This is a genomic window from Paraburkholderia phymatum, from assembly GCF_040965635.1.
In the GTDB taxonomy this organism is placed as follows: domain Bacteria; phylum Pseudomonadota; class Gammaproteobacteria; order Burkholderiales; family Burkholderiaceae; genus Paraburkholderia; species Paraburkholderia phymatum_B.
In genome coordinates this window covers 1-26,588 of the sequence record NZ_JBFRCH010000044.1, presented here as the reverse complement: position 1 = coordinate 26,588, position 26,588 = coordinate 1, and the positions used below count along the sequence as shown (strand labels likewise).

The 26,588-nt window shown below is 60.6% G+C and carries 20 protein-coding genes and 2 pseudogenes; 16 read left to right on the top strand and 6 right to left on the bottom strand.

Going from position 1 to position 26,588, the window contains the following annotated elements; translation table 11 throughout:
• Positions 1 to 22: 22 nt before the first annotated feature.
• From AB4Y32_RS36155 to AB4Y32_RS36135, 5 genes are all read right to left on the bottom strand, one after another.
• Positions 23 to 2,149, bottom strand: a complete 2,127-nt coding sequence (locus AB4Y32_RS36155; RefSeq protein WP_368725873.1) for a bi-domain-containing oxidoreductase — start codon at positions 2,147 to 2,149, stop codon at positions 23 to 25.
• Positions 2,150 to 2,202: 53 nt separating this feature from the next.
• Complete coding sequence (locus tag AB4Y32_RS36150) at positions 2,203 to 3,447, bottom strand: glycosyltransferase (RefSeq protein ID WP_368725872.1); 1,245 nt, start codon at positions 3,445 to 3,447, stop codon at positions 2,203 to 2,205.
• Positions 3,444 to 4,724 (bottom strand): glycosyltransferase, encoded by a 1,281-nt coding sequence (locus tag AB4Y32_RS36145; protein WP_368725871.1) that lies wholly within the window; start codon positions 4,722 to 4,724, stop codon positions 3,444 to 3,446. Before AB4Y32_RS36145 ends, AB4Y32_RS36150 begins: the two co-directional genes overlap by 4 nt.
• The gene (gene wecB, locus AB4Y32_RS36140) at positions 4,721 to 5,839 is read right to left on the bottom strand and encodes a non-hydrolyzing UDP-N-acetylglucosamine 2-epimerase (RefSeq protein WP_368725892.1); all 1,119 of its coding nucleotides are present in this window, start codon (positions 5,837 to 5,839) and stop codon (positions 4,721 to 4,723) included. Before wecB ends, AB4Y32_RS36145 begins: the two co-directional genes overlap by 4 nt.
• 145 nt (positions 5,840 to 5,984) lie before the next feature.
• Positions 5,985 to 6,698, bottom strand: a complete 714-nt coding sequence (locus AB4Y32_RS36135) for a response regulator transcription factor (protein ID WP_368725870.1) — start codon at positions 6,696 to 6,698, stop codon at positions 5,985 to 5,987.
• Here AB4Y32_RS36135 and AB4Y32_RS36130 point away from each other — a divergent pair.
• From AB4Y32_RS36130 to AB4Y32_RS36055, 16 genes and pseudogenes are all read left to right on the top strand, one after another.
• On the top strand, positions 6,685 to 6,891 hold the full coding sequence (locus AB4Y32_RS36130) for a hypothetical protein (protein WP_368725869.1): 207 nt from the start codon (positions 6,685 to 6,687) through the stop codon (positions 6,889 to 6,891). The genes AB4Y32_RS36135 and AB4Y32_RS36130 overlap by 14 nt on opposite strands.
• Before the next feature lie 525 nt (positions 6,892 to 7,416).
• Positions 7,417 to 8,451: a glycosyltransferase gene (locus tag AB4Y32_RS36125; protein WP_368725868.1), complete on the top strand. Its 1,035-nt coding sequence runs from the start codon at positions 7,417 to 7,419 to the stop codon at positions 8,449 to 8,451.
• Positions 8,452 to 8,483: 32 nt separating this feature from the next.
• Positions 8,484 to 9,626 carry a glycosyltransferase family 4 protein gene (locus AB4Y32_RS36120; protein ID WP_368725867.1) on the top strand — a complete coding sequence of 381 codons (1,143 nt, stop codon included), beginning with the start codon at positions 8,484 to 8,486 and terminating at the stop codon, positions 9,624 to 9,626.
• Entirely contained in the window at positions 9,626 to 10,150 is a 525-nt protein-coding gene (locus tag AB4Y32_RS36115; RefSeq protein WP_368725866.1) for an acyltransferase, read from the top strand. The genes AB4Y32_RS36120 and AB4Y32_RS36115 overlap by 1 nt, the downstream gene beginning before the upstream one ends.
• A gap of 65 nt (positions 10,151 to 10,215) precedes the next feature.
• Positions 10,216 to 10,671, top strand: a complete 456-nt coding sequence (locus tag AB4Y32_RS36110) for an arsenate reductase/protein-tyrosine-phosphatase family protein (RefSeq protein ID WP_368725865.1) — start codon at positions 10,216 to 10,218, stop codon at positions 10,669 to 10,671.
• A complete protein-coding gene (locus AB4Y32_RS36105; protein ID WP_368725864.1) occupies positions 10,649 to 12,868 on the top strand; it encodes a GNVR domain-containing protein in 2,220 nt (739 codons plus the stop codon). Before AB4Y32_RS36110 ends, AB4Y32_RS36105 begins: the two co-directional genes overlap by 23 nt.
• A 41-nt stretch (positions 12,869 to 12,909) precedes the next feature.
• On the top strand, positions 12,910 to 14,187 hold the full coding sequence (gene wecC / locus AB4Y32_RS36100) for a UDP-N-acetyl-D-mannosamine dehydrogenase (protein WP_368725891.1): 1,278 nt from the start codon (positions 12,910 to 12,912) through the stop codon (positions 14,185 to 14,187).
• A gap of 1 nt (position 14,188) precedes the next feature.
• Positions 14,189 to 15,538, top strand: a complete 1,350-nt coding sequence (locus tag AB4Y32_RS36095; protein ID WP_368725863.1) for an oligosaccharide flippase family protein — start codon at positions 14,189 to 14,191, stop codon at positions 15,536 to 15,538.
• A 98-nt stretch (positions 15,539 to 15,636) separates the two neighbouring features.
• Entirely contained in the window at positions 15,637 to 16,728 is a 1,092-nt protein-coding gene (locus tag AB4Y32_RS36090; RefSeq protein ID WP_368725862.1) for a hypothetical protein, read from the top strand.
• 47 nt (positions 16,729 to 16,775) lie between these two features.
• Positions 16,776 to 17,954: a polysaccharide biosynthesis/export family protein gene (locus AB4Y32_RS36085; RefSeq protein ID WP_368725890.1), complete on the top strand. Its 1,179-nt coding sequence runs from the start codon at positions 16,776 to 16,778 to the stop codon at positions 17,952 to 17,954.
• A 41-nt stretch (positions 17,955 to 17,995) separates the two neighbouring features.
• The gene (locus tag AB4Y32_RS36080; RefSeq protein WP_368725861.1) at positions 17,996 to 19,216 is read left to right on the top strand and encodes a hypothetical protein; all 1,221 of its coding nucleotides are present in this window, start codon (positions 17,996 to 17,998) and stop codon (positions 19,214 to 19,216) included.
• 428 nt (positions 19,217 to 19,644) lie between these two features.
• Positions 19,645 to 19,944: a hypothetical protein gene (locus AB4Y32_RS36075; RefSeq protein ID WP_368725860.1), complete on the top strand. Its 300-nt coding sequence runs from the start codon at positions 19,645 to 19,647 to the stop codon at positions 19,942 to 19,944.
• 137 nt (positions 19,945 to 20,081) lie between these two features.
• Positions 20,082 to 22,418 carry a YjbH domain-containing protein gene (locus AB4Y32_RS36070; RefSeq protein ID WP_368725859.1) on the top strand — a complete coding sequence of 779 codons (2,337 nt, stop codon included), beginning with the start codon at positions 20,082 to 20,084 and terminating at the stop codon, positions 22,416 to 22,418.
• A 19-nt stretch (positions 22,419 to 22,437) separates the two neighbouring features.
• Positions 22,438 to 23,157: a carboxypeptidase regulatory-like domain-containing protein gene (locus tag AB4Y32_RS36065; RefSeq protein ID WP_368725858.1), complete on the top strand. Its 720-nt coding sequence runs from the start codon at positions 22,438 to 22,440 to the stop codon at positions 23,155 to 23,157.
• Positions 23,158 to 23,401: 244 nt separating this feature from the next.
• A complete protein-coding gene (glmS, locus tag AB4Y32_RS36060) occupies positions 23,402 to 25,219 on the top strand; it encodes a glutamine--fructose-6-phosphate transaminase (isomerizing) (RefSeq protein WP_368725857.1) in 1,818 nt (605 codons plus the stop codon).
• A gap of 276 nt (positions 25,220 to 25,495) precedes the next feature.
• Positions 25,496 to 25,920 (top strand): annotated as a pseudogene (locus AB4Y32_RS36055) (IS4 family transposase); the annotation flags it as partial.
• 143 nt (positions 25,921 to 26,063) lie between these two features.
• On the opposite strand, the pseudogene AB4Y32_RS36050 reads toward AB4Y32_RS36055, so the two are convergent.
• A pseudogene (locus tag AB4Y32_RS36050) lies at positions 26,064 to 26,459 on the bottom strand (IS5 family transposase); the annotation flags it as partial.
• Positions 26,460 to 26,588: the final 129 nt, after the last annotated feature.

Sequence of the window (26,588 nt, the reverse complement as noted above, 5' to 3'; positions counted from 1 at the left end):
AGGCGTAGCGCTTGCGATGGTGTCATCCCAGTTCCTGCGCGATATCGATCGTCACGCGGCTGACCTCGAGCAGCTGAGCGAGGGGGATGGGTGCCGGACCATTGTTGGCGATAGCGTCGACGAACGCGGCGACGCAGGCTTCCTGTCCCTTGTTCTGCCGCCACAGGTTCAGCTTGGTGAACTGTGGCCAGCCGTAGCCACGAAGTTTCAGGAAGTTGTCGAGTATAAGCGCCTTGCCGCTACAAAACACCTCGAGCCGCTCTTTCGGCATTGACCGGTGGCCGTTCGCGAAGTAGTGAATAGTGCCGATGGATCCCGATTCGAACTGCAATGTGATGCTGGCGGTATCGCAGGACGCAGGTGCAGTCGCATTAAATCCGGTTGCCTCAAAGGACACAATGTGACTGTCGGCGAGATGGCGCAGTAGATCGATGAAGTGGCAGGCTTCCCCGATGATCCGTCCGCCGCCGCTTTCCCGGTCTTGCGTCCAGTGATCGGTTGGAATCATCCCTGCGTTGACAGTCAGCACCAGTGCCTTTGGCGCAGCCAGGGGCGCTAGCAGGCTTCTGACCCGGGCGACTTGTGGCGCAAAGCGCCGGTTAAAGCCGACCATCAGCACGGGTTCGGGCCGCGCACCGGTTCGCGCGGCCGTGCGTGCCTGCTCGAGTGCTTTTGTGATGCGTTGCAGTTCGTCATAGGTGAGGCATAGCGGCTTTTCGACGAATACATGCTTCCCATTCCGCAACGCTTCGATCACGAAGTTAGCATGCGTGTCATGGCGCGTCGCGACTACCACCGCTTGCGCGTCGCGCGATGCGCACAATCCAGCGGCGTCGGTTGATGCGAACGCTGCAGCGTGCTTGCGTCCATAGTGCGCGGCGGTCACCCCATTGCGTGACGCGACTCCGTTGATCGCCGCACCAGCACTTCGAAACGCGGGGATCAGCACACGTCCCGCATAATTGCCCGCGCCAATCACGTTCACGCGCACGCCGGATGCACCCTTGACCGGCACGTTATTACCCGTGGCGAGCGGCACCGTCTGGGCGTGCGAATCGGCTGCGACAATCTGCGTCGTGTTTGACTTCGCACCTGCGCTACCCGCTTGAGGATAATTGATCACGATGCCCAGAGAGGGCGTCCCCTGGACGAGAAGCGCGTACGCACGTTCCGCGTCGGCGAGTGTGAAGCGGTGTGTGATGAGGGTCTGAGGCGTGAGCCGCCCGTCGGCCATCAGTTGCAATGCGGCAGCGATATTGCGATTCTCCGTCCAGCGCACGTGACCAATCGGATAGTCGATACCCTTTTCTTCGTAGCGCGGATCGTAGCGTCCGGGGCCATAGGAGCATGACACCTGAAAGCTGAGTTCTTTTTCATAGAAGTCTGCGCGAGACAGGTTCAACCCCGCCACACCTACGAGAACGATACGCCCGCGTTTTCGGGACATCTTTGCGGCTTGTGCAACGGGCTCGTCACTGCTGGTGGAGGCACAGATCAGCACGCCGTCCGCGCCAATGCCGGCGGTGCGCGCAAGCACCTCCGTCACTGCATCGGCGCCCGCCGGCACATGGGAAGCGCCAAAGGTTGCCGCGCGCGCCGCGCGCACATGATCGTGATCGATGCCAATCACCCGGCAGCCGTTGCTGATGAGTATCTGTACCGTCAGCAAGCCTATCAACCCGAGGCCGATCACCACGAAGGTTTCGCCAAGCGTTGGCGCCGCAAGCCGAACGCCCTGCAAGCCGATTGCGGCCGGAACTGCGAATGTCGCGTCCTCGTCCGTTACGTTGTCGGGAATGCGTACACACAGATTTTCTCCAACTGTCACATATTCGGCGTGTTTGCCGTTGGAGACAACGCGGTCACCCACCTGGAGGCTGCCGACATCAGAGCCTGCCGCTGCGACCACGCCGGCATTGCAATAGCCCAATGCGAGCGGTTGATCGAGTTTGTCGGTGATTGCAGACAGCGTTGCCGCGAGCCCATCGGTTCTGACCTTCTGCAATGCGTCGCGCACGCGATCGGGCTGTTGCATTGCCTTGCCGAGCAGGCTCGCGCGGCCGAAGTCGACTAGCATGCGCTCGGTGCCCGATGAAAGCAGCGTGGTGGTCGTCTCTATTAGCAGGCTGCCGCGCGAGATCGTCGGCATCGGAACATCCCACAGCGCGGTGCGGCCGTCCTTGAGATTTTGCAAGACTTGTTTCACGGGGTTTCCTGATGGAGTTGCTTTGTAGCGTGGGAGTGCGCCGAAGTCGACGTGTGCGCTGCAGGTGCAACGTCAAAGCACTGTGGCGCGATGCGCGAGGCGAGCGACGCGCCCAGCCGCTCGTAGTGCAACTCGTAATGTGCTGCGCACAGGTCAATGGAAAAGTCGAGAGCGACATGCGCTGCGGTTTGGTGTGCGCGTGCCCGCGCAGATGTGGGGTTCGCAAAGCAATCGAGCATGGCCGACGCGAAGTCTGACGGCTCGTCTACGCGCGCCGCCAGATAGTCGAGATCGCCGAATACTTCGGCAACTTCCGGCAGGTCCGATGCAATCGTCGGCACGCCCGCCATGCAGGCCTCGATCAGCGCGACAGGCAGGCCTTCGTATCGCGACGGAAACACGAACGCGTCAGACGCCGCGAGATACTGTGGTACGTTATCGCGCACACCGGCGAAAGTTACCCGTCCGTCAATGCCTAGCGTCTGCGCAAGTCGCTGCGCGGACTCGCGCAAGCAGCCGTCTCCTATTAGCAGCAGATGTGTACGCGAGGCCGACGAGTGCGAGCAAAGCTGTGCGAACGCCTTCAGTAGTACGTCGTGTGCTTTCGGTGAACTCGCCAAAGTGCGACCGTGAAAGGTACCGACATGCACGAAGACGAAGGCGTCGGGTGCGATACCAAGAGAGCCGCGTACACCGTTGCGCTCTGTATTGGCATTCGCGCCAGGGCGTGCGACGCCATTGCGCACAGTGACAACTGCGGACTTTTGCACGCCCCGGAAATAGTCGGCATAGGCATCGGCAACTCGCGCACCGCAAGCGACCGAAGTGGCGTACAAGCGGTCGAGCAGCCATGTCCCCGCGCGCGATCGCGTTCCCTGGATCGCTGTGCTGTGGATCGTACGGATGAGTCGCTGGCGAACGGTCAACGCATTGACCGCGGCGAGCACAACGTCGGCCGCATAGAGATGCGAATGCATGACATCAGGGCGGAACGAGCGGATCGTCCGCGCGAGCGACACGGCGCCGTCTGGCCGCCTCATCGAATGCAGCGTACGGCCGCTGACCCAGACGCCAGCATGCTTGAGCTTATCGGCGAGCTCCGCGCCCCTTTCGCCGCGGGCTCCGGCAAGTAGCGCGACGCCTACCTGATGTCCGCGTCGCGCAAGCGCGAGTGCGAGTTCGGCGACCAAAGTTTCCGCGCCGCCCGCTGAAAGCGTCGGTACGACCTGAAGCACTTTCATGGTAGTGTTTCCCACCGGCCGCGCCGCGGGGCGACCAAGGTCCGCAGGTGCGAAAGCCACGCATCGAACCGGCTCTCCCAGTCACCTTCGCGCTGCAGATATTCCGAGGCCGTCGTCGCAACAAGACCGGGCGCGGCCCGTCTCTTGTGCACGATCGTGGCAACAGCTTTTGCGATGACCGGCCATTGGTCCGAGGTGGGATCCGGATCGACGACGAGAGCCGCATTCAGGGCACCGGCCGCCTCGGCTGCATTACCAGCAGCGTGATTGCAGATGACGTGCAGGTCTGACAACAGGTACTCCCATATTTTTGTTGGAGAGGCCACCCGATTAATCACGTGATCGTCGCGAAAGATGATGCCAAAGTCGCCAACCCGAAGATGCGCATGAAGTTCCGACGGTGCAACGCTTGTGACAATTGTTTGAATGCCGTGGGTGAGACGCTCGAGCTGGCATCGTGCGCCATCCGGGTCGGCGGTGAAAACGACGAACCGTAGCCGCTCGACATACGCACCAAGCGTCGCGACAAAGCTGGCGATTGCGGGTAGCCGTTGATAGGCCTGCGTACCACCCGAATAGACAATGACGATTTCCTCATCGGCTATGCCATAGTTCCCCCGCGTGACACGCGCAGTTGCGTGCATGAAGCGGGCGGACGACTTCACATCAAGCAGAAACGCCTTTTTGTGAAACGCCGCCTTGCCAAGCTTTTTGCTCAGATGACTGACCATGCCATTGGAAACGACAAGATAGGCATCGCAGGCGCGCAGCACGCGAGCTTCATGGCGATGAAACCAGCGCGGCGCCTGCGCTAACGATCCATATTGTTGTTGCCGTCGGTACTCGGTTTCCTCCGGTAAGGCGCCATGCAAATCTGCAACTTGCAGTGCGCCCTTGCCGCGCCAGAGCGTGACGGCCGCAGCTTCGTGCCCTTCTGCTTGCACGATGGCGGGCCGAAGCAGCAGGCGTGCGGCGAAGACCAGAGGCCGGCACCAGTACACGGAAAGGCGCCGGCCAAACTCATACCGTGATATTGGTGGCGCCACGCACTCAATGACGCGGTGCGCTCCCCGCTCATTTAGCGGCGCGCGCCAGCTCTGCGCGCAATGGGCGATCGGCACGAAGCGCAGCACGTTAACGTCGAAACCGCGAGCGGTATAGCTGTCGACCATCTGCAGTACGCGCGTCGCATAGCCGGACGTCGGGGCGTCCGCATTGAAACATGTGATCAGCAAGACGGGGCGGTGCGACCGCCATCTGTCTAACATCACCATCATGACAGCGCGGGCGCAGCGAACGCTGCAGTACGATGTACTGGCGTATAGCGGTGGCGCAGGAACGTCACAATGCGTTCGCTGGCCCTCCCGTCGCCGAACGGATTCTTGCGTGTCGAGCGGTCGCGATAGTACGCCTCGTCCGTGAGCAGTCGCATGCATTCGCTGACGATGCGCGTTTCATCCGTACCGACCAGCGTTACGGTGCCCGCCTCGAGCGCCTCCGGGCGCTCGGTCACATCCCGCAACACGAGCACCGGCTTGCCGAGCGATGGCGCTTCTTCCTGAATGCCGCCCGAGTCCGTGAGGATGATGGATGAACGCCGCATCATCCACACGAATTCCGGATAATCGAGCGGCTCAATAAGGTGCACATTGTCGAGGCCTGAAAGCACGGATGTGGCAATGCGCTGCACGTTCGGATTAGGGTGCACCGGGTAGACGACCTGCGCGCCGGCGTCAGACGCGATCCGCTTCAACGCCTGACATAGCGAAGCAAGACCATGCTCGTGATTCTCGCGACGATGCCCGGTCACGAGCACGATCTTGCCATCGTGTTGCAGGAACGGATAGCGCCCATGCAATGCCGCTGCGACGCCCCCATGACGGCGTGTGAAGTCGAGCGTCATCAGCAGCGCGTCGATCACCGTGTTGCCCGTGACAAGAATCGAATCACTAGGTACGGCTTCAGTGAGCAGATTGTCTCGGGCGAGTTCAGTCGGTGCGAAGTAGTGCGTGCTCACAAGGTCGACCACCCGCCTGTTCAGTTCCTCGGGCCACGGCTGCGCGAGGTCCCCGGTGCGCAAGCCCGCTTCCACGTGTCCAATGTCGACGTGCGCATAGAACGCAGCCAGGGACGTGGCCATCGCGGTGGTCGTATCACCATGCACGAGTACGCATGCCGGCTTCACTTCCGCGAGGACGGCCGCGACGCGGGTGAGAACGTTCGCACTCAGCGTGGCAAGGTCCTGATTGTTGCGCATCAGGTCAAGATCAATATCGGCGTTAATCTCGAAGTTGGCGAAAACCTGGTCGAGCATCTGACGGTGCTGGGCGGTGGTGCACACAACCGTGCGAAGACGCGTCTCGCGTCGCAGACGGTGGATTACCGGCGCCATCTTGATGGCTTCGGGCCGGGTGCCGACGACAATGAGAATTGTGGGCTGGGTCATGACAGATCAACGGATAAGAGTGATCGAATGAATGGCGATGCGCTCAGTGGCCGCGCATGTATGGGCCGGGCGATGTTGTGGGCAGGCGCCCTCATGACACAAGTCCGGTTGCGGTGAATGCGTAGCCGAAGCCATGCGCGACACGAATTGGCGTGCCTTGCGGACGCCGGCCCAGCTTTCGACGCAGGCGGCTCACGAGTGCCTCAAGTCGGCGCTCATCGTAGTGGCGATAGTCGTAACCGAGTGCGGCTACGATTTCTCGGCGCGATACCGGTTTGCCAGCATGCGTGAGAAGTACAGAAAGCAGTGAGCATTCAGTGGCCGTCAGTTGCACCTGCTCGCCATCGGGCGAAAGCAGCAGCCATTTGCGCGATACGAGCAGCCAGGCATCAGAAGGCTTCGCAGCGTCATGCGGATCAGTGTCCTGCATGTGCCGGTCCTGCGTGTCACGTATGCGGCGCGCCAGACTCTCCACGGTCGCCACGAGTTCACGTGGGTCATATGGGCGGCTCACGCAGACATCGGCGCCGCTTTCGAGTGCGGCAATGCGCGCGTCCTGCTGCTGCGCGTCTACCAGCACCGCGATGCCAAGCCGTCGATGCGCGCGTAAGCGCGCGATCGTCGCCTCGCGATTGTCAGTCGACTCGTGACTGCCGACCAGGACAATGTCACAGGGATGTGCCGCAAGATGGCGGGTGAGCGTAGCGACATATGGAACGTCGGCGACGTGATGGCCGGCCTTGCGCAATGTGGCGCCAAGCTGGGCGCGGGTAGCAGGGTCCCGCTCAAGAATGGCGATCAACATCACTGCACGCCGCGAAACGTGTGGCCAGATGACTGTTGGCGAAGCCATGCCGTCCATGCAGATCGATCGTTTGTCTTATGAGGCAGCGGTAAGGGATGCCAATCCCCGTCCGCGCGACGCCAATCAGCCGCCGTTTTATTTTCGTTCAATGCCCCGTAAATGGTCGTTTTCTGTTTCATTTAATGCCCCGTAGCCAGTTGCTAATTCGTCGTTTTAGGTGGTGGCCACGCGCTAAAAATTCTCCAGTCACGCCTGTCGAATCGTTTTTAATGATGCGCGTGCGGCCCTCGGAATGTCGGGCTGAATTATTCCTTGTTTCAACTAAAACGGGGGGTGACGGATATCACACATTGGTGCGGGTTATCTATTTTGTATCAGCCCGCTCCGTCGCAGCTTCGATTCGACCGCTTTTACATGCTAATCCCCGCGCGGACGCCGGTTTGGTCGTGGACCTTGCATTGCAATACCGTCACTCGAGAAGCTCATGGCTCAAGTTTTCTGACGAATTCCGATCATTAATGACGCAATGGGATAACGGTCGAAAATAGGCCTTTAAACTGGCGCCCGTCTGACGAGGGTTGTTGTTTGAAATACTGTTTTCGCGAATTCGACATCGCACATCTACACGCATTGAAAGAGTTCAAACATGGAACCTGTAGCGGTTTTTGCGCTAGCCTTTATATTCGCTGCCGCGCTGATCAAAACTCGGGGTTGGCATTTGAAACTGACGGGCGATAGCGATCTTGCCGGCGTGCAAAAGGTGCATGGCGTGTCGGTGCCGCGCGTGGGTGGCGTTGCGGTATTCGGCAGCCTCGCGCTTTTCGTGGGGACCACGTGCTTGCTGGGCAAAAGCGATGCATCGAATGAGCTGTTGATCCTTGTTCTGGCATGCTCGTTGCCAGCTTTCGGTTCGGGCCTGATCGAAGACATGACGAAAGCCGTCGTGCCGGTGGTGCGTCTGGCGATGTCGATGGTGTCTGCATTGCTCGGCTATCTGCTGCTTTCGGCGAGCGTGGGACGAACCGGCATTGAGCCATTCGATCATCTTTTGCAGTTCGCGGTCGTTGCGATGCCGTTGACGCTCGTGGCAGTGGCAGGTGTGTCGAACGCTATCAATCTGATTGACGGCTATAACGGGCTTGCCTCAGGCGTGAGCTGCGCAGCGCTTCTCGGGATGGGCGCACTGGGCTATGAGGCTGGCGACATGGTCATCGTGGAGCTATCGCTCGTCTGCGTGGCCGCGCTGCTCGGCTTCATGATGTGGAATTTCCCGCTGGGACGAATCTTTCTCGGCGACGGCGGCGCATATTTCGCGGGGTTCGTCGTTGCGGAGCTTGCGTTGCTGCTGGTGGTGCGCAACCGCTCCATCAGCCCGTGGTCGGTGCTGCTGCTGATCGGTTACCCGGTCACTGAAACGTTGTTTTCCATCGCGCGCCGCAGGTTTATCAGCCGCACCCCGGCGGCTGAACCGGACGCAAGGCATCTGCACCATCTGGTATATCGCTGGGTGGCACTGCAACCGTGGTCGACTGACACGCGGCTGGGCGATTTGCGCAACCCGTTGACGACGATCGTGCTATGGACGCTGAACGCAGCAGCCGTCGTGCCGGCGGTGTGCCTGCGCGACGATGAGCCCGCCGCGATGGCATGGCTTGCTGGCTTCGTGCTGGTTTACAGCGCGCTCTACGGCTCTCTGTATCGGGCAGGTTCGCCCGTCACGGGATTCGTGCAACGTCCGTGGATTGAGCTGTGATGCGACGCGCGGCAAATACCAAAGCTGCTGCCATGCCGGCGCCTGGCATCCTGTTCGACTTCTCGGGGATCCGCACGGGCGGCGGCGTCCAGCTTGCACTCAATTTCCTCGACAGCGTGCAGGCACGTGAGTGGCCAGGCGCGCGGCTCTTCTTTCTGCTGCCTGATTCTGGCGAGTTGGCACGTTACCCGTTGAAGGTCCCCACGTCACATCAGTTGCGGTGCCCGTCACAAGTGCTAAGGCGCGCCTGGTTCGAGCGCACTGTGTTGCAATCGTTCATACGCAGGAACGGCATCACCGTCATCAAGACATTGTTCGGCGCGGGTTTACCGCATGGTCCGGAAGTGAAGAGCGTGGTCGGGGTAGCTTATCCGATTATCTGCTATCCCGAGTCGCCGTACTGGCGATATCTCCCCTGGCGCGCCGCCGTTCGCCAGCGAATCAAGAACGCGGCGCGCCGCCGCCGCCTGCTTGCAGCAGACCGGATCATCGTCGAAACATCGGTGATGCAGCGGCGCGTCGCCGCACATTGCGGTCTTGAGATGACGAAGGTGGAGGTGTTGCCACCCGCTCCGTCCGACTATGTTCGTGGCTCGCCGCGCGAACGCGCTGACAGGGAACGGGTCACGTTCCTGTTTCTGAGCGGGGCCTCGTCACACAAGAACCTATGGCGCCTGCCGGCGGTCGCGAACCGGTTGATCGACGCGGGCGTGGCCGGGCGCTTCCGGTTCCTGATCAGCTGCGAATCGGCCGCGCTTGCGAGCGAACTCGACGGTCACCCGATGGCCGCTGCCCACTTCGAATTTCGGGGAGCCGTTGCATCGCGGGATATCCAGAACGTCTACGACGAAGCCGACGTACTGGTGAATCTGAGCGACCTCGAGAGTTACAGCAATAACTATATGGAAGCGTGGAAGGCGAATGTGCCTTTGCTTGTCAGCGACAGGGACTTTGCGCGCGAGATCTGTGGCCACAGCGCTTTCTACTGTGAGCCACACGATGTCGCGCAGATCGCGGCGAGGATGCTCGCGTTCGTGCAAGGCGAAGTTGAGGTTGAGCGTCTCGTTGCAAATGGAAAAAAGCGTTTGCAGGCTCTTGCCAGTCAGGAAGTGCGAGCCGACCGGATTCGCGCGATGTTGCTGTCCTGCGTTGCGGGGGAGGGCGTGTGGAGCTGATGATGCGCGCCGGTCGCTACGCGCTCGTGGCGAGCGTCGAGGCGGCGCTGTCGATGCTCTTCGCGCTGCCGCGCCTGCGAGCCTGCAACGCGCTAAAGGCGCTCGCATTGCGCGCGCTCGGTGCAACGATTGGCCGGCGGCCGGTGTTTTATCCAGGCGTGTGGATCATGCCGGGGCGCAACCTCGCGGTGGGCGACGACGTCGACTTTGCGCTTGGTGTCGTGGTTACGACGGCGGGTGGAGTGGAAATCGGAGACCGCGTGCTGATTGGCTATCGCACGCAGATCCTGTCTACCAATCACGTCATACCGCCGCTGCCGGGCAAGGTGTTTTCGAGCGGACATGCGGGCCGCCGGGTGACGATCGCTTCCGATGTCTGGATAGGAGCGAACAGCATCGTCCTACCGGGCGTGAGAATCGGCACTGGCGCCGTGGTTGCAGCTGGCAGCGTGGTGACGAAGGATGTGCCTGCCGGCGCGATTGTCGGCGGAAACCCCGCGCGCGTCATCCGTATGAGGGCGTGAGGACCATTTGTTTGCCAAGCTGCCTTTGGCGTCGTTGTCATTGTTCAACCTGTCGGACGAGTTTGATGATCAGGAATATTTTGGTCGTATGCACGGGCAATCTGTATCGCAGCCCCATTGCGGAGGCCTTGCTGCAAGATGCGCTGCCAGACTGCGAAGTGCGTTCGGCCGGACTGCATGCAGCCGTCGGCGTGCTCGCGCCGACGGTGCTTCGGGAGCTGTTCATGGCGCACGGTCTGTCGCGCCCACATTGGGCGCCTTGGCAGATCGGCAGCGCCGACGCCGCACGCGCTGACCTGCTGCTTGTCATGGAGGCGGCACAAAAGCGGGAGGTCGAACGGCGCTTCCCGGCCGCGTCGGGAAAGACCTTTCTTTACGGTGCGTCCGCGGGTGGGGACATTGACGATCCGCATGGCGGCAATGCCGAGGTGATCCAACGTTGCTTCGAGCAAATCCGGTCATGTGTGCCTGGCTGGGTACAGCGCATCGCTGCGCTCAATGGAGTGCACGAGCATGACTGAACCCAAAAGCGAACGCTTTTTCCTGCCGTCTGATCAGCCGCGAAAGCTGTCGTACTACCTTGAGCTCGTGCTGACCAACAAGGTACTGATTCTTGTCACCGCAGCGGTGGTGGTCATGCTGGGCGCCGTGTATGTGCTAATCGTCCCGCCGACCTACGAATCGAATCTTGTCATTCAGGTCGAGGACCAGTCGGGTGGATCGAGCAACCTGCTCGGCGACCTTTCGTCGGCGCTGCAACTGAAGGCCGGCGCACCCGCCGAAATGGAGATTATCAGGTCGCGGCTAGTCGTCTCGGCGACCGTCGACAAGCTGCGAATGTATATCGACGCGCGTCCGGTCATGCTGCCTGTGGTGGGGCGCTGGCTCCAGGTCCGACCGTCGGGTACATCAGTCAGCGCGCCGCGCTTCGGGCTCGACAGCTATGCATGGGGCGGCGAGACGCTTGAGGTCGACCGCTTCAACGTTCCGGGCGAACTCGAGGGTAAGCGGTTTACGCTGTTGAGTCTTGGCGGCGGTCGTTTCCGGCTGGCGAGCGACCAGGCGGACGTCAACGCGACTGGCCAAGTCGGCACGCCGCTCGTCTTAAGCAACGAACTCGGTACGGTGGAACTGCATGTATCGAAAATGATCGCCCGCGCAGGCGAACGCTTCGAGCTGCGCCGCTATTCACGGCTCGACGTGATCGACAGGCTGCAACGCGAACTGACAGTGCAGGAGCTTGGCCGCGAATCGGATGTGATCGGCGTCACGTTGACCGGACGCGATCGCCAGAAGACGGCGCAGGTGCTCAACGCAATCGCCACCGAATATCTTGCACAGAACCTCGAATACCATGCGCTCGAAACGCGCAGGACGATTGATTTCCTGAATGGTCAACTGCCGCGACTGAAAAAGCAGCTTGATCGTTCGGAAACCGCCTTCAATACATACCGCAACCGATACGGGACGATTGACCTTGCCGAACAGACAAAGCTGCTGCTTGAGCAATCGGTGGACGCTCAGACCAAACTGCTCGAATTGCGGCAAAAGCGCAGCGAACTGAACCAGCGCTTCACCGAGCTGAACCCGGCTGTCGGCGCACTGGATCAGCAGATTGGCACGCTGGAGAAGCAGTTGACGAGCTTCCAGCAACGGATCTCCGATCTGCCCGCACTCGAGCAGCAGCAGGTGACACTGGTGCGCAACCTGCAAGTGGATACCGATCTGTACATGAACCTGCTGAACGCGTCGCAGGAGCTTGACATCGCGCACGCTGGCAAGGTTGGCAACGTGCGGGTGGTCGACTACGCGGTAGCAGCCGAGCGGCCGGTGAAACCAAAAAAGGCGCTTGTGATGGTATTCGCGCTGATTGGCGGCCTCGGCCTCGGCATGGCTGTCGCGTTCCTGAAGTCGGCGGTGTTCGAAGGCGTGCGCGATCCAGGCTCACTTGAAGAGTCGGTCGGCTTGCCAGTGCTGGCGCAGATCCCTCGCTCGCCCAGGCAGCAAGCGCTCGATCGCGCGGCCAACGGCAATTCCGTGCTGGCGCATCGTTTCCCGAATGAGCCCGCTATCGAGAGCGTGCGCAGCCTGCAGGTCGCGTTGCAGGTCATGATGATCGATCCAGGCAAGGGCCTGGTCCTGATTGTCGGGCCGAGCCCCGGAGTAGGCAAGTCATTCGTCTCGCTGAATCTGGCGACCTTGCTTGCGAACTCAGGTGAGTCGGTCGTGCTGGTCGACTGTGATCTGCGGCGAGGGCGTCTTCACAAGGCGCTTGGCCTGCCGAGGAGTCTGGGGCTCGCCGAGTATTTGCGTGAGAAGGCAGAGCTCGACGGGGTCATCCGCAAGGGCGGCGCGCAGCTGCCGGACTTCGTCGCCTGTGGTGACTATCCCGAGGCGCCGGCGTATCTGCTGATGTCGCCGCGTTTCACCGGGTTGCTGGCCACTTTGCGAAGCCGCTATCGCTACGTAATCGTTGACACGCCGCCCGTGCTGGCGGTCGCGGATTCCGCCATTGTGGGCAGCCATGCCGATTTGTCGCTGGTCGTGGCACGCGAAGGCGCGACGTCGCTGAGCGAGCTTGAACATTCCATTGCGGCTCTCAGGCAAGGCGGCATTACACCGCGCGGCATCGTCTACAACGACATGGACATGCGCCGCGGTCAATACGGATCCCGTCGACGTCGGTACGTCGGCTACTACACGTACGGAGAGGAATAGTGAGCACACTGAATCTCGTGCCGGGCTCATCCGCCGGTTCAATCGCAGCCGAAGAAACGACGACGTACGACGCCTGTGTAATCGGGCTTGGTTATATCGGTCTGCCGACGGCCGCGATAGCAGCCCAACGCTTGATTCGCGTGCTCGGCGTCGACATCGATGCCCGCGTGATCGAGGCGGTCTCGCGCGGCACGATTCACATCGAAGAGCCTGGACTCGCCGAGCAGGTCGCGCATGCGGTGGAACGCAAGATGCTGAGTGTGGCGCGTCTGCCGGAACCGGCATCAGTGTTCCTGATCGCCGTGCCCACGCCGTTCACCGACGGTCACGTTCCGGACCTGAAGTATGTGCGCAGCGCGGCTCTGTCGGTTGCGCCAGTGCTCAAGCGGGGCGATCTCGTTGTCCTGGAATCGACCTGCCCGGTCGGTGCGACGGAGCAGATGTGCGAGTGGCTCGCGCATGCGCGGCCCGATCTCACGTTCCCGCACCGGGGCGACACCGCGACGCCCGATGTGTTCGTCGCCTATTGTCCCGAGCGCGTACTGCCTGGTCGCACCTGCATCGAACTCGTGAAGAACGATCGCGTAATTGGCGGTATCACGCCTGCGTGCGCGCATCGCGCAGCGGCGTTTTACCGTCGCTTTGTGGAGGGCGATTGCGCGGTGACGGATGTGCGAACGGCCGAACTGTGCAAGCTGTCTGAGAACAGTTTTCGTGACGTGAACATTGCATTTGCGAATGAGCTCTCGCTGGTCGCGGCGCGCTTCAATGTGGATGTCTGGACGCTGATCCGTCTCGCGAACCGTCACCCGCGCGTGAATATTCTTGAGCCGGGACCAGGCGTCGGTGGGCATTGCATCGCGGTCGATCCGTGGTTCATCGTGAGTGGCGCGCCAGATGAGTCACGTCTGATCCGCACGGCGCGCGAAGTCAACGACTACAAACCGCAGTGGGTGCTCGACAAGGTGCGCCGCGCGATTGCAGGCCATCGCGAGAAGGGCCCCGTCGAAAACGTGTGCATCGCGGTGATGGGGCTGGCATTCAAGCCAGATGTCGACGACCTGCGCGAAAGTCCGGCAGTTGCGATCGCCCATGCGCTGATGCGCGAACCCGGCTGCCAGCTGCTGATTGCAGAACCGCATATCGATACGCTGCCGGCGGAGCTGCAGGGCCCGAACGCATGGCTCATCGAAGCGGACGCAGCCATAGCGATGGCGCACGTGTGCGTCGTGCTCGTCAAGCATCGTGCATTTCTGTCGCTCGATCTTGCCCAGTTGACCGGCAAGACGATCGTCGACACGAAGGGACTGTGGCAATAACGTGCGCGGCATTCGAGTTCCCGCCATTGCGCGAATCGCAAACCTCACGCGCAGCCCGTCGTTTGCAAGGCTCACCAGCAATGCCGGCTGGAGCATTGGCGGCGCGCTCGCTGGCCGAATCGCGGCGCTCGTCTCAGCAGTGCTTCTTGCGCGCATCCTCGGTCCGGCGCGCTACGGCGAGTACGTGCTGGTACTGGCCACAGTCACTTCGGTCGCCAGTCTCTCGACAAGCGGCCTGGGGGTGGCCGCCAGCAAATATCTGGGGGACTTTCATGGCGCAATCGAGTCGCGTCGGGACGTCGGCGTGGTGGTCGTCGGAATGAGCGCGTTTGGCTATGCTGGGCTTTCGGGTGTCGCGCTTGCACTGGTCGCGCCGCTACTCGCATTGTGGCATTTTCATCACGCGGCAATGCGCGGTCTGCTTGAGCTTGGGTCACTGGCCGTCGTGCCAGCGATCGTACAGGGCGTGGTGCAGGGCGCACTGAACGGGCTGGAGCGCTTTCGTACGAATGCGCTGATGACGACCAGCAGCGCGTTGTCGCTCGCGTGCACCGTCCCGTTCTGCGCGTGGCTTGCGGGCGCGGCAGGTGCACTCTGTGCGTTGATCGCCGTGACGGGCGCGTGGTCGTTTTATGGTGTGTGGGTAGCACGAGCGGGCATCGACTGGCGCGGCGCGTTACGCACGACATGGCTGCGCGACGAGACCCGCCGCTTTGTTGCGCTTGGCACGCCGGTCGTAATGAGTGCACTCGTGATGGCTCCGATCAACTGGATCGCGCTGTCGTTGCTCGCGAGTACGCCCGCTGGCTTTGAACAGGTGGGGCAGTTCAATGCTGCTTATCAGTGGTATATCGGCCTGACTTTCATTCCGGCGGTCATCGCCGGGACGGTGCTGCCTGTACTGTCGCGGATGCGCGCATCGGGCGATGGCCACGGCTTCGCGTTGCTGACACGTCACAGCATCGTCGCCAATACGCTCGTCGCGTGCGCGTCTTCGCTGGTAGTAGGACTTGTCGCAGGGCGGCTGATGGCGCTGTATGGGGCCGCCTACCGCGACGCCGCTCCGCTGCTGCGCTGGCTTGCGGTGGCTGCGGCGGCAAACGGTCTTAACGCGGCAATCGGCCAGATCATGACGGCGAGCAACCGTTTATGGATCGGTCTCTTCGTGAACCTGCTGTGGAGCGCCATCTATCTCGGCTGGGCGAGCTGGCAGGTGCCGCGTGTGGGCGCGCTGGGCCTTGCGCAAGGACTCGTGGTCGCATATGTGGTGCACACACTGATTCATCTCGGTTTTTTGCGTCGGCATGTGCGTGAAGCGGCCGCCGGCGAGCGCCACGGGAGACCCGCATGAGCAGCGCGGTCTTCGTCGATGTGCTCAACCTCGTGTGCACGCTTGTCGGGTCGGTATGGCTCGTGCGGCGTGACCGGTTCTGCGGCTTCTTTGCACTGGTGGCGAGCTATTACGCGTTCCTCGTCCTTGTATTCCATCTGGGCGGTGTGTTCATCCATCAGGAAGGATTCACCGGCAAGATCTACGAAATCGACGAACGAACCTTTGTGCAGGTAAGTCTGTATGCAGCCACCTTCAACGCACTGTTTCTCGTGGTGTTGTCGGTGGGCGCCCGGCCCTTCGAACTGGCGCAGCGCCTGACAGACATCGATATGGGCCTGGTTACCAACGTCTATTTCGGCCTGTTCGTAATCGGCGCGGTGCTTTACTTCTTCGAATCGAGCTCGTTCGATTACGCCGGCTATGTGTCGTTTCGCGGCGTCGCCTATGGCTGGGTACTGCTGATCGTCGGTACGTCCTCTCTCGTAACAGCCTATCTGCGCCGCAGCTATCTGTATCTCGCGACTGTGCTGCTGGTTTATGCGTATTTCTGCTTCAAGACAGGCGTGCGCTCGTTTTTGCAGATGCCATTGCTGCCGCTAGCGATCCTGTCACTGGCGAACTCGGACCGCGATCTCGGCAAGAAGCTTGCGCTGTACGGTGGCGTGCTGCTCACTGCTGCGTTTGCGCTACTGTTTCTGCGCTCAAGCGGGGAATTGGCACTACCCGAGATATTTCTCGTCCATGGACTGCACGTGGTCTTCTATTCTTACAGCGGCAACGACCAGCATACGGTATCGCCGCTGATCGGATTCGCTATTGGCTTCGTCAATTTCTTCGCGAAGATTGACCTCGATTCGCTCGACCCGGCTATCCGCTTTGCGCAGGATTTTTTCGGTTTCACCACACCCGATGGGTTCTATCACATGCCGTTCACCTGGTACGCGGATTCATTCGCAGCACACGGTTATATGGGGGTTGCGTACGGCGCAGTATGGGCCGTGCTTATTCGTGGACTCAAATGGCTGGTGTTGCGCGATCCGCTCACCCTTGCAGCGTTCCTTCCGCAGGTGTGCTGGGTGTGTTTCTTCGTGATTCGCGGAGCGGCGGTAAATGCAACCAATTCAATCACGACGGCGATCTGGCTCTCGATCGCGGTATACGGCTTTCTCAGAATCGCATCCGTCGGAGCAATGCAACGTGCGCGTTAGCGGATGCGGTTTCCGCACAGGCTCATATTTTCCAGAACCTAGCATTCATGAAACAGATTGCTGTCACTATTGCCTCTCTATTGTGTGTCGTCCTGGCCGGCTGTGCAGCCGCCCCGGGCATGCGATTCAATCCCGGTCCGGCGACGCAGACGCAGGGCGGCGACCACCTCGTTGTCAACGGTCAGCGCTATGTGCTGTTGCCGCTTACGGTCGCGGGCGTAAACTCGGTCGCGTCGACGTCCTTGCGTCCGGCGGCGCCTGTATCGGCGACGGATCTCGCGCAGCCGAACGACGTTTATAAGTATCGGGTGGGGGTGGGTGACGTACTGCATGTCGTTGTATGGGATCATCCGGAGCTGAACAACCCGGGCATCGGCGCACAGGTCGCGGGAGGGACGCAGCAGGGCAGTGCACAGTCGCTCGCCGCACAGGCGGTCGCGTCCGCCAATGGCGGCGACGCGCTCGGACGGGTTGTACAGGCGGACGGGACGATCTACTACCCGTATGTTGGTGCGCTGCGCGTTGCGGGCAAGTCGGTGCCGGAAATTCGCCGTGAGCTGACGTTGGGCATTTCACGCTACGTGCGTGCGCCCCAGCTCGACGTGACCGTGATGAGCTTTCGGAGCCAGAAGGTGTACGTGACAGGCGAAGTCAGGCAGCCCGAGGTACTACCTTTAACTGACGTGCCCTTGAACGTCGCCGATGCAATCGGGCTTTCCGGTGGCGTGACGCCCGACGCCGACCTGGCTGGCGCGATGCTCACCCGGGGAGACGTGCAGATCTCAGTGGACCTTTATCGGCTGCTGTATCGCGGGGATATGCGCAATAATCTGCGGCTCGTCGATGGGGACATCATCGACATTCCGAACCGGCGCATCAAAAAGGTGTTCCTGATGGGCGAAGTCGCCAAACCGTTGTCGATTCCGATGCCGACTGACGGTCCGTATACCCTGGCTGAAGCGTTGAACGATGGGGGCGGAATGAACCCGGTGACCTCGAACGCCAGGCAGCTGTACCTCGTGCGGGCAAGCGGCCCCGATACGACCACAGTGTTCCATCTCGACTGTTCGTCACCTGTCGCGGTCGCGCTTGCCGATCAGATCGTGCTGTCGCCGCGCGACATAATTTACCTCGATACGGCGAGCGTCACGCGATTCGGCCGGGTCGTATCGCAACTGGTGCCGTTCGCCGGTGGCCTGGCAAATATCAAGACCCTAGGCATGTAATACGCATGGGAATCTCAGCGACCATCGCGAAGGAGCACGACATGCAAGTAAAACGGCGGCGTTTTCTGTTTGGCTCACTGATGGCGGGCGCATCCGTGGTACCTGCGCGCGCTGGCACGCAGCAGCCCCAGATACCGTCGGGCGACGGTGTGTCGGTTTATAAATTCGGCGCCGTGGGCGACGGCCGGACTGACGATAGTGAGGCAATCCAGCGTTGCCTGTCCTATGCGGCACGCGCGCGCTGCCGGCGAGTGCTTGTTGGTGCGAATCACGTGATTACCGACCTCGATCTGACAGGTCTCTACTACGGCGGTCTCATCATCGAGGGAACCAATACTACGCACCAGCCTGTGCCTGGCCACGCGAACTTCATCGTGCGTGGTACCGCGTCGCAGGGACTGGATATATCCGGCACGTCGGGCCTCGTATTGCGCAACCTGACGTTTGCGGGCTTGCCTTCCGACGCGCCGCGCAGTGCGGTCTTCGCTTCGCGCGTGGCAGGCGCCAACGAAAGTTATGGCCATTCCTTCGAGAACGTGCGCTGCTACGGGCGGTTCACCTGCGCGGCGTTGTACAACTATGCGGGCGAGGTGTGGAGTTTCCGGCAGGGGGACTATCGCAACGACGCAGGATTTGCGACGTTGTATTTCACGACCTTCAACTCACTAGGCCTGAAGTCGAAGTTCCGCGAAACGGATGCGCACGTGCGCCCGCTGACCGTTACAACGCTTGGCAACCTCACCGTTTATTGCAATTCACGGGATGGCGCGGCAATCTGGTTCGAGCAGGACCCGGGCACACCGCCCGACGCGACGGTGCAGCAGATCAAGATCGAGGACTGTTACGTCGTCGCACGCGGCCAAGCCCGAGCTACGTTCAGATTCTCTGACATCATGGGCAACGTGCGGATCGTCGCATGTAGAGACGAATCGTTTGCACGCGGCGATTCCGATGCGGCCGTCACCTGCATTCTGGTCGACGGCATGCGAAACCTACGCGGGTTGACGCTGGAAGACAACGTGTTCTTTCCGCGCTCGTTTGTGATCGACGCACTCGCACCCGTGCAGGACTACCGGGCCGCGGGGAACTATGTCTGGAACAAGCCACGTGTCTGGCGCTTTACGCAACTGGCCAACGCGACGCATGCGACGCTATACGGCAATGAGCTCTTCGTTGTTACTGGACGCGCAGATCGCGTCGAAGTCAGCGCCGTAAATCGTGAGACAGGCGTGAACAATGTGCGTATGACACTGCGTAGCTGAAAAGAATCCAGCTCTGGCCTTGAGGTGAGGTAGCTGCAGCATGGCCGTCTGAAACCGCAGCGCAGTGGCTAGGTAGTCTTATGCAGTGCGCGTCAACTCTTCCTTCCCATCTCCAGTCTGGCCGAGGGGCATCTGGACTGGAGCGCCGGGAGCGGTTCGCTTGGCGAGTATCTCGATGTCACACAGATCGCCGTCGACGGCAAAAATGCTGCTCGCTGGATGAGGTCCTTTGCCGCAAAGCACCAGGTTGATCCCGGATGCAGCGGCCGCGCTTTGCAGAGTGCAGCTATCGCAGTAACGCGTGCGGTGTAAAAGCAGCAGGCAGATAGTTATGAACGTCAGCTATTGTGACAAACGTCACTGCATGCGGCAATGCGACGCCGTACGATTTTCCTTGCCGAGGGATTCTACGAGATGTCATCAAAGCAATGATAAAGACGAAATTTTCGCTCGCTACGAGCCGTAGTCGCGACCACGACGATCAGATCCGGGCGTCGTTTGCGACCCGCTCCCTTCACGACCTGCTGTCAGAAGAGGAAATACGCCAAGTCCAGCAATGGACCGACGAGTGGTTGATTCTGGCGGTGAAGGAAGGGGTCCTTAAATGGCCCTGTGCGATTGACGAAGCAACGATCCGAGATATTCAGAAATGCTACAGAATGAAGATGACGCCGGAAGAAGCGGTGCATTTCTTCAATCGCATGGGTGATGAAGGCACGTTGTTCTGAAATTTGCTGATCGTTCCTGACGCGCCATGTGCCATATAGTTAGCATAACTAGACCATTGCGGACGACATAGCTAGGAAACCATCGAAGCGTGCACGTACGACACGAACCATGCGCGTTGAGCGCGATATCACTCGCCGTGGCTCTCACGCTCCCGGTGGCCGCACAGGCGGCCGCTCCACCTGCGCTGAATTCGCTCGGGCAGGCGGGCGGGCTGGTCATTCCTTATGCGTTTGCTTTGCCAGAAGGGACTGCGGAGGCTCAATACAACAACTTTCTGGATCCCCGCTTCGGTGCGCGCGCAACCGGCGCGCAGATGTACTGGGGAGCGGTGGGTCTCTTGCCCTATGTCGAGGTGTCAGGCGGGCTGGCCAATTACCCGGGCAACGTGCCCGCGGCCTTCTCCGGTGCTGATCATTTCTTGTTTCGGCATCTGATGGCCGACGTCAAGGTGCAGGTTCCACGGTTTTTCCGCTACCAGCCGGCGATCGCATTTGGTATGACGGATGTTGGCGGCCAGACGCATTATTTCCGTTCGACATATGGTGTCGTCTCGCAGAGCTTCGGACCTGCGACACTGAGCGTTGGCTACGGGCAGGGCGATCGCCTTAACGGGATCTTTGGTGGTGCGGAGGTATCGCTTTGGAACACCGGAGCGTCGCTGCTCGTGGAAGACGACTCGAAAACGCCCTATGCGGGTTTTCGTTACCAGTCACCCGGAGTCAGTTGGCTTGCCGGCGCGAGCTTCGTTGGAACGGTGTTGCGGTCGCTGCGTTCGACGAACGGCGTTGCTCCGCGCACTTCATTCTCGGTTGGCATGCAGATTCCGCTTGGACACCGCTTTGACGCTTCACCCGTCGAACACACGCCCGCGGACTCGAATCTGCAAGCAAACATCGGTGTAGGGGACAACCTTGCTGCGCATGCGGGTGCGCTGCCGCCAGACATGCGGGGCCTGGCAGCCGAACTACCGCCCGCGTCGCACGTTGACATCGCGGACCGCGATTTCGCCGTTGCGCCGACGCGTCCAGCTATCCGATTGACGCGTGCAGGCGTCGATGACGTGTGGTCCGGAAGGGAGCGGGTCGCGCAATTGCCGGAGCCCGCGAAATCCGATTCCGTTGTCGACGAAACGGCAGCGCTCGATACCGTCGCCGCGCAGCTGTTTGCTGCGGGACTGGAACGTGTGCGCGTGGGTGTCCGCGAGCGTGACCTGATCGTCGAATACGAAAATCACCGCTACAACCAGAACGAAGCTGACGCGCTTGGCATCGTGCTCGGTGTGGCTAGCGCGGGTGCGTCGCGCGAAGTGGAACGGATCCACGCGGTAATCAAGAAAGATAACCAGGTATTGGGGGAGATGACTGTCACTCGCGATGCCTATGTGCAGTTCCTCGTGAGCGGTACGCCGGGCGATCTGGCTACATCGATGACGATGCGCTTTCGACCCGACTACGATGCGAATTCTGTCGAATGGCACGGGGACGAGCACCGACATGGTCTTACGCGCCTTGAGGTCAGGCCGATCGCGAGTTATCTGTTCGGCACCGAATACGGGAATCTGGATGCGTCGATCGGCGTCAACGTCGTGGGCCACATACCGCTGTGGAAGGGTGCTGAGCTGATCGGCAGCTACGTGGTGCCCATCTATCACACGGCGAACATGGATGACGGCCGCGTCTACAGCAAATACAGGTTGCAGGCTGGCTTGTCAGATGCCGCCCTCGCACAGAGCTTCTGGATCGCGCCGCAGGTCTTGAACGTGCTGGCAGTCGGCAAGTTCGATTTCCACTACGTGGGTGCCGAAAACGAAACGACTTTATTCGTTCCGGGCCGACCCGATCTGGTGCGATTACGTCTCGCGTATCTGCATCAGCAGCCGGGTACCGACCACCTGCCGCATGAGATCAATGCATCACTCACGTATCGCTGGGTGCAGCCCGCCTGGAAGCTTTGGGTCGAAGCCGGCGCGGCGCGTTTTGTCGGCGGAGACAAGGGACCATTAATTACCTTCACGCGCTGGTTTGACGACGTTTCGTTTAGTGTGCATGCCGAGCATAGCGGACAGGGTACTTATGCGGGCCTCGCCATCGGCTTCCCGCTGACCCCGCGACAGGGCATGAAACCCGGCATCACGCAGATCGATGGCGCTGACCACTTCGCTCTCGACTTCCGCACCCGCGTCGGCGCCCCCAATTATGTCGCTCCGAACGCGATTGAAAATCTCGGCTTTGCTTATGGCACGCAGAAGATGCTGCTGAACGAGGGTCGCTTCAGCGCACAGTATTTTGCGACCCAGTTGAAGCGCATGCGGGACGCATACGAGCGCTACGCCGCTGCGCCGACCGGATTGGTGACGGTGTCACGCTCGTCAGGCGCGGTATCTGCGATCGGCGCGACGAAGGGGCGCGTGGCGTGCGCGAATTTCTATCGGGCGACAGGTGCTCAGGCCCAACAGCTCAATGGTTGTCAGTAACTTCCTTCTGGAGAGACCGATGAAGCGTTCATACCTACTCGGAAAGCAGACATTGTGGATGGCAACGACTGTCGTTGCGCTGAGTGTGCTGACGGCATGCGGCGGCAGCGGATCGCCGCCGACCGGGACCATCAACGGCACAGCGGCGATTGGCGTTCCGTTCGCGAGTGCGACGATCTCAATCGTCTGCAAGAACCGTTCGGCGAGCACTACGACAGACTCATCCGGCAAGTTCAACGCGACGTTCGCGTTCGATGGCCCGTGCACGTTGACTGGCACTGGCGGTAGCACCACGCTTCACTCGTTTGCCGCGGGGCCGGGTACGTACAACCTGACTTCACTGACGGAGCTGCTTCTGAGTTATCTGGCGGCGCAGCTTGGGACTACGGTCAACGGCCTGCTGGCAGGCCTTCCGACCAATCCAAAGTACCAGAGCGCACTGACCAGTGGCACGGTGATTACAAATGCGGAATCCGCCGTCGCGCAGGTCGTCAAAGACATGTACGGCGTGACCTTGTCGACTTCCGCGTTCCTGACTACTGCGTTCACCACGGGTCAGCCGGGGATCGATGCCGACCTGGACAAGCTGCACGGCGCCGGGGCGATTGATTCCACGGGACAACCAGTCTCAGAACTGGTGAACGCGCTGGTGAACGCAGGCGCGAAGAATCCGATTACGGGTTCGGGTAACGGCTCGACTGGGGGTACGGGCGGTACGGGTGGCACGGGCGCTACGTAGACCAAAAGTGACGGGTGCTGGGGCGCGTGCTCATCCCGGCCGGGCAGGTGGCGGATCGCAGCGGCATTGTCGTGATATTCCCAGCCCGAGTGGAAGCCAGCGTTTCGGATGCCCCCCGAGCGCGAACCGTGCCGCGAGCTTGGCGAGACGACGTGGTCTCGCGTCAGGGGCATTCCCTTTTCGCAAGAAAGTGATTCAGCAAGCACGTGCTTTAACGAAGCAGACTCTGGAGGACAAGCAAGTCATGTGCGGGATTCTCGGTGCAGTTGCACAACGTAACATCGTTCCCGTTCTCATCGAAGGACTGCGTCGCCTCGAATATCGCGGCTATGATTCGTGCGGCGTGGCCGTGCTGGCGGGAGGCGAACTACACCGTGCGCGCAGTGTCTCGCGCGTCGCGGAACTGGATGCGCAGGTGCGCGAGACGCATCTGGAAGGCGTCAGCGGCATTTCGCACACGCGGTGGGCGACCCACGGCGCGCCCGTCACCGATAACGCGCATCCAATATTCTCCTGCAACGAATTGGCACTCGTGCACAATGGCATCATCGAGAATTACGAGCCGCTGCGCGAGATGCTGCGTGGCAAGGGCTACGAGTTTGTCTCGCAGACCGATACGGAAGTCATCGCGCATCTGATCCACAGCCTGTATCGCGGCGATCTGTTCACAGCGGTGCGAAATGCCGTGGGCGAACTGCATGGTGCCTACGCGATTGCACTTTTGCACACAGCGCATCGGAACACGGTTGTCGGTGCGCGGCAAGGGTCGCCGCTCGTCGTTGGTCTTGGCGAGCACGAGAACTTCCTCGCCTCGGATGCACTGGCGCTTGCTGGAAGCACGGAGCGTTTTGTCTTTCTGGAGGAAGGCGACGTCTGCGAGCTGACGCTCGCGAGTGTCAGGATCGTCGATCGTCACGGTGCGCCTATTGAGCGCGCAACGCGTGAAGTTGCGGCCTACGGCGGTGCGGTTGAACTGGGCCCTTACCGCCACTTCATGCAGAAGGAGATTTTCGAGCAGCCTCGCGCAATCGGTGACACGATCCCGGCAACGGATTCTTTCGACGCAACGCTGTTTGGTGAGGCCGCACCGACGGCATTTTCGGAAATCGACAGCCTCCTGATTGTCGCATGCGGCACGAGCTATTACTCGGGATTGACGGCAAAATACTGGCTCGAGTCGATCGCGAAAATTCCCACGCAGGTGGAGATCGCGAGCGAGTACCGCTATCGCGACTCCGTGCCAAATGCGAATCAGCTGGTAGTGGCGATCTCGCAGTCTGGCGAAACCGCGGATACGCTTGCGGCGCTCAAGCATGCGCAAGCGCTGGGACACAAGCACACGCTGTCGGTCTGCAATGTCAGCACAAGCGCGATGGTGCGGCTGACGGTGCTCTCATTCCTCACGCATGCGGGCCGAGAGATCGGCGTCGCGTCGACGAAGGCATTTACAACGCAGCTGGTCGCTCTCTTCATGCTCGCAGTAACGCTCGGCAAAGTGCGCGGCCACGTGACCGCGTCACAGGAAGACGACTATCTGCGCCAGCTACGCCACTTGCCGGCGGCGCTAAACAGTGTGCTGGCGCTGGAGCCACAGATCATCGCATGGTCGGAAGAGTTTGCGCGTAAGGACAGCGCACTGTTCCTCGGCCGCGGGCTGCATTATCCAATAGCGCTTGAAGGTGCGTTGAAACTGAAGGAGATCTCTTACATCCACGCGGAAGCGTACGCGGCCGGCGAGCTTAAGCATGGGCCGCTCGCGCTGGTCACGCAGACAATGGCGGCCGTGGCCATTGCACCAAACGACGCGCTGCTGGACAAGCTGAAGTCGAACATTCAGGAGGTCCGGGCGCGCGGTGGGCAACTGTATGTATTCGCTGATGTCGATACGAAGATCGTCAATGACGAAGGGCTGCATGTCATCCGCATGCCCGAGCACTATGGCTTGCTGTCACCGATCCTGCACGTCGTGCCGCTGCAGTTACTCGCGTACCACACGGCTTGTGCTCGCGGGACGGATGTCGATAAGCCGCGGAATCTTGCAAAATCTGTCACCGTTGAATAATGATCGCGCCGTTTCGCAGAATGATGGACTCACAGAAAGGGGAAGGCTTTCTGCGTTTCGCAAATCCACGCCGTCCCTCTGTTCGCTTAGCCGCTAAACAACCGGATGTTCTTTTGCAAAAAGATCAGGCACCAGTAGTGTCCCGTTTATTTGAGGTCAGCAGGCTGCAGAACGCCTGCTAAAGCAGGTTTCGGGGAGGGGGCAACGGTGTCTACGATTTGAATTTCGAAATCAACATTTGCAATCCTTTCGGGTTTGGACGACCCGGAGAAGCGCATGAACGTGGGCAAGACGCCGTTTGCGCAAGTCATGCAGTTTGTGCCGTGGGAGCACGTTCTTCAATCCCATATGGGATTGAAGAACGTGCCGGCACGCTCGACGTTGTCGGACGCGTTGAACCTGCGCGACTGGCGTATCTATCGCGCGTTGGCGATGCGACTCATTGCACGTGCCCGAGCGCTTTATGCGACCGAATCGCTGGACATCGATCTCGATGCGACGGTCTATGCGCTCGATGCTACGACCATCGACCTGTGCCTGTCCTTGTTTCAGTGGGCGCCGTTTCGCACAAGCAAGGCAGCGCTGAAGATGCATACGCCGCTGGATTTGCGCGGCGCAATTCCCGCGTTCACATCGGCGACGGCAAGGTGCACGAGGTGGGCGTGCTCGACTTCCTGCCCATCGAAGCCGGTGCGTTTTACTTTAAAGGCGTGCACGTCGATCAGGCCCAAACATCAGATGGTCTTCAAAGGGTTGTGCAAGACATCGACGACGGTACATATCTGCTGCCGAAGGGAGGCGATCTTTTTGCAAACGTCAATGATGAAGCTATGGCCTGTTCACACTATTTAAGCCCGTCGACAATGAGGGCGAAATTGATGAAGGCGAGGAACATCACGTCCAGTTTGTCGAAGCGGGAAAAGATGCGGCGAAAGCCTTTGAGGCGGCGAAACAGGCGTTCCACTTCGTTTCTGCGCTTGTACATTTCGCGATCGTATTCCCACGGTTCAAGCCGATTGCTTTTCGGCGGAACAACCGGAATGAAACCCAGGTCGAGCGCGAGTTGGCGCGTCTCGTCGCCTTCGTACGCCTTGTCCATCAGCAGATGCAGTGGCCGATTGGGCGAGGCAAGGCTTTGCAACGGGGCTCGCCCCTCTGGCGCATCACCTGCCTGGTCAGCAGACAGGGCGAACGTTATGGCTGTTCGAGCATCCGCGGCAACCATATGAATCTTGGTGCTTCTTCGAATCTCGAGTGGGTGGTTGCCGGGTCAAGTGCGGGCGTCAGCCCGGCGAAGCGAACGCTTGACGCGCGTGGCGCAAGCAAGCTGGCAGAGGGCTGGTTGCGGCAGAATGCTGCAACCAGCCCT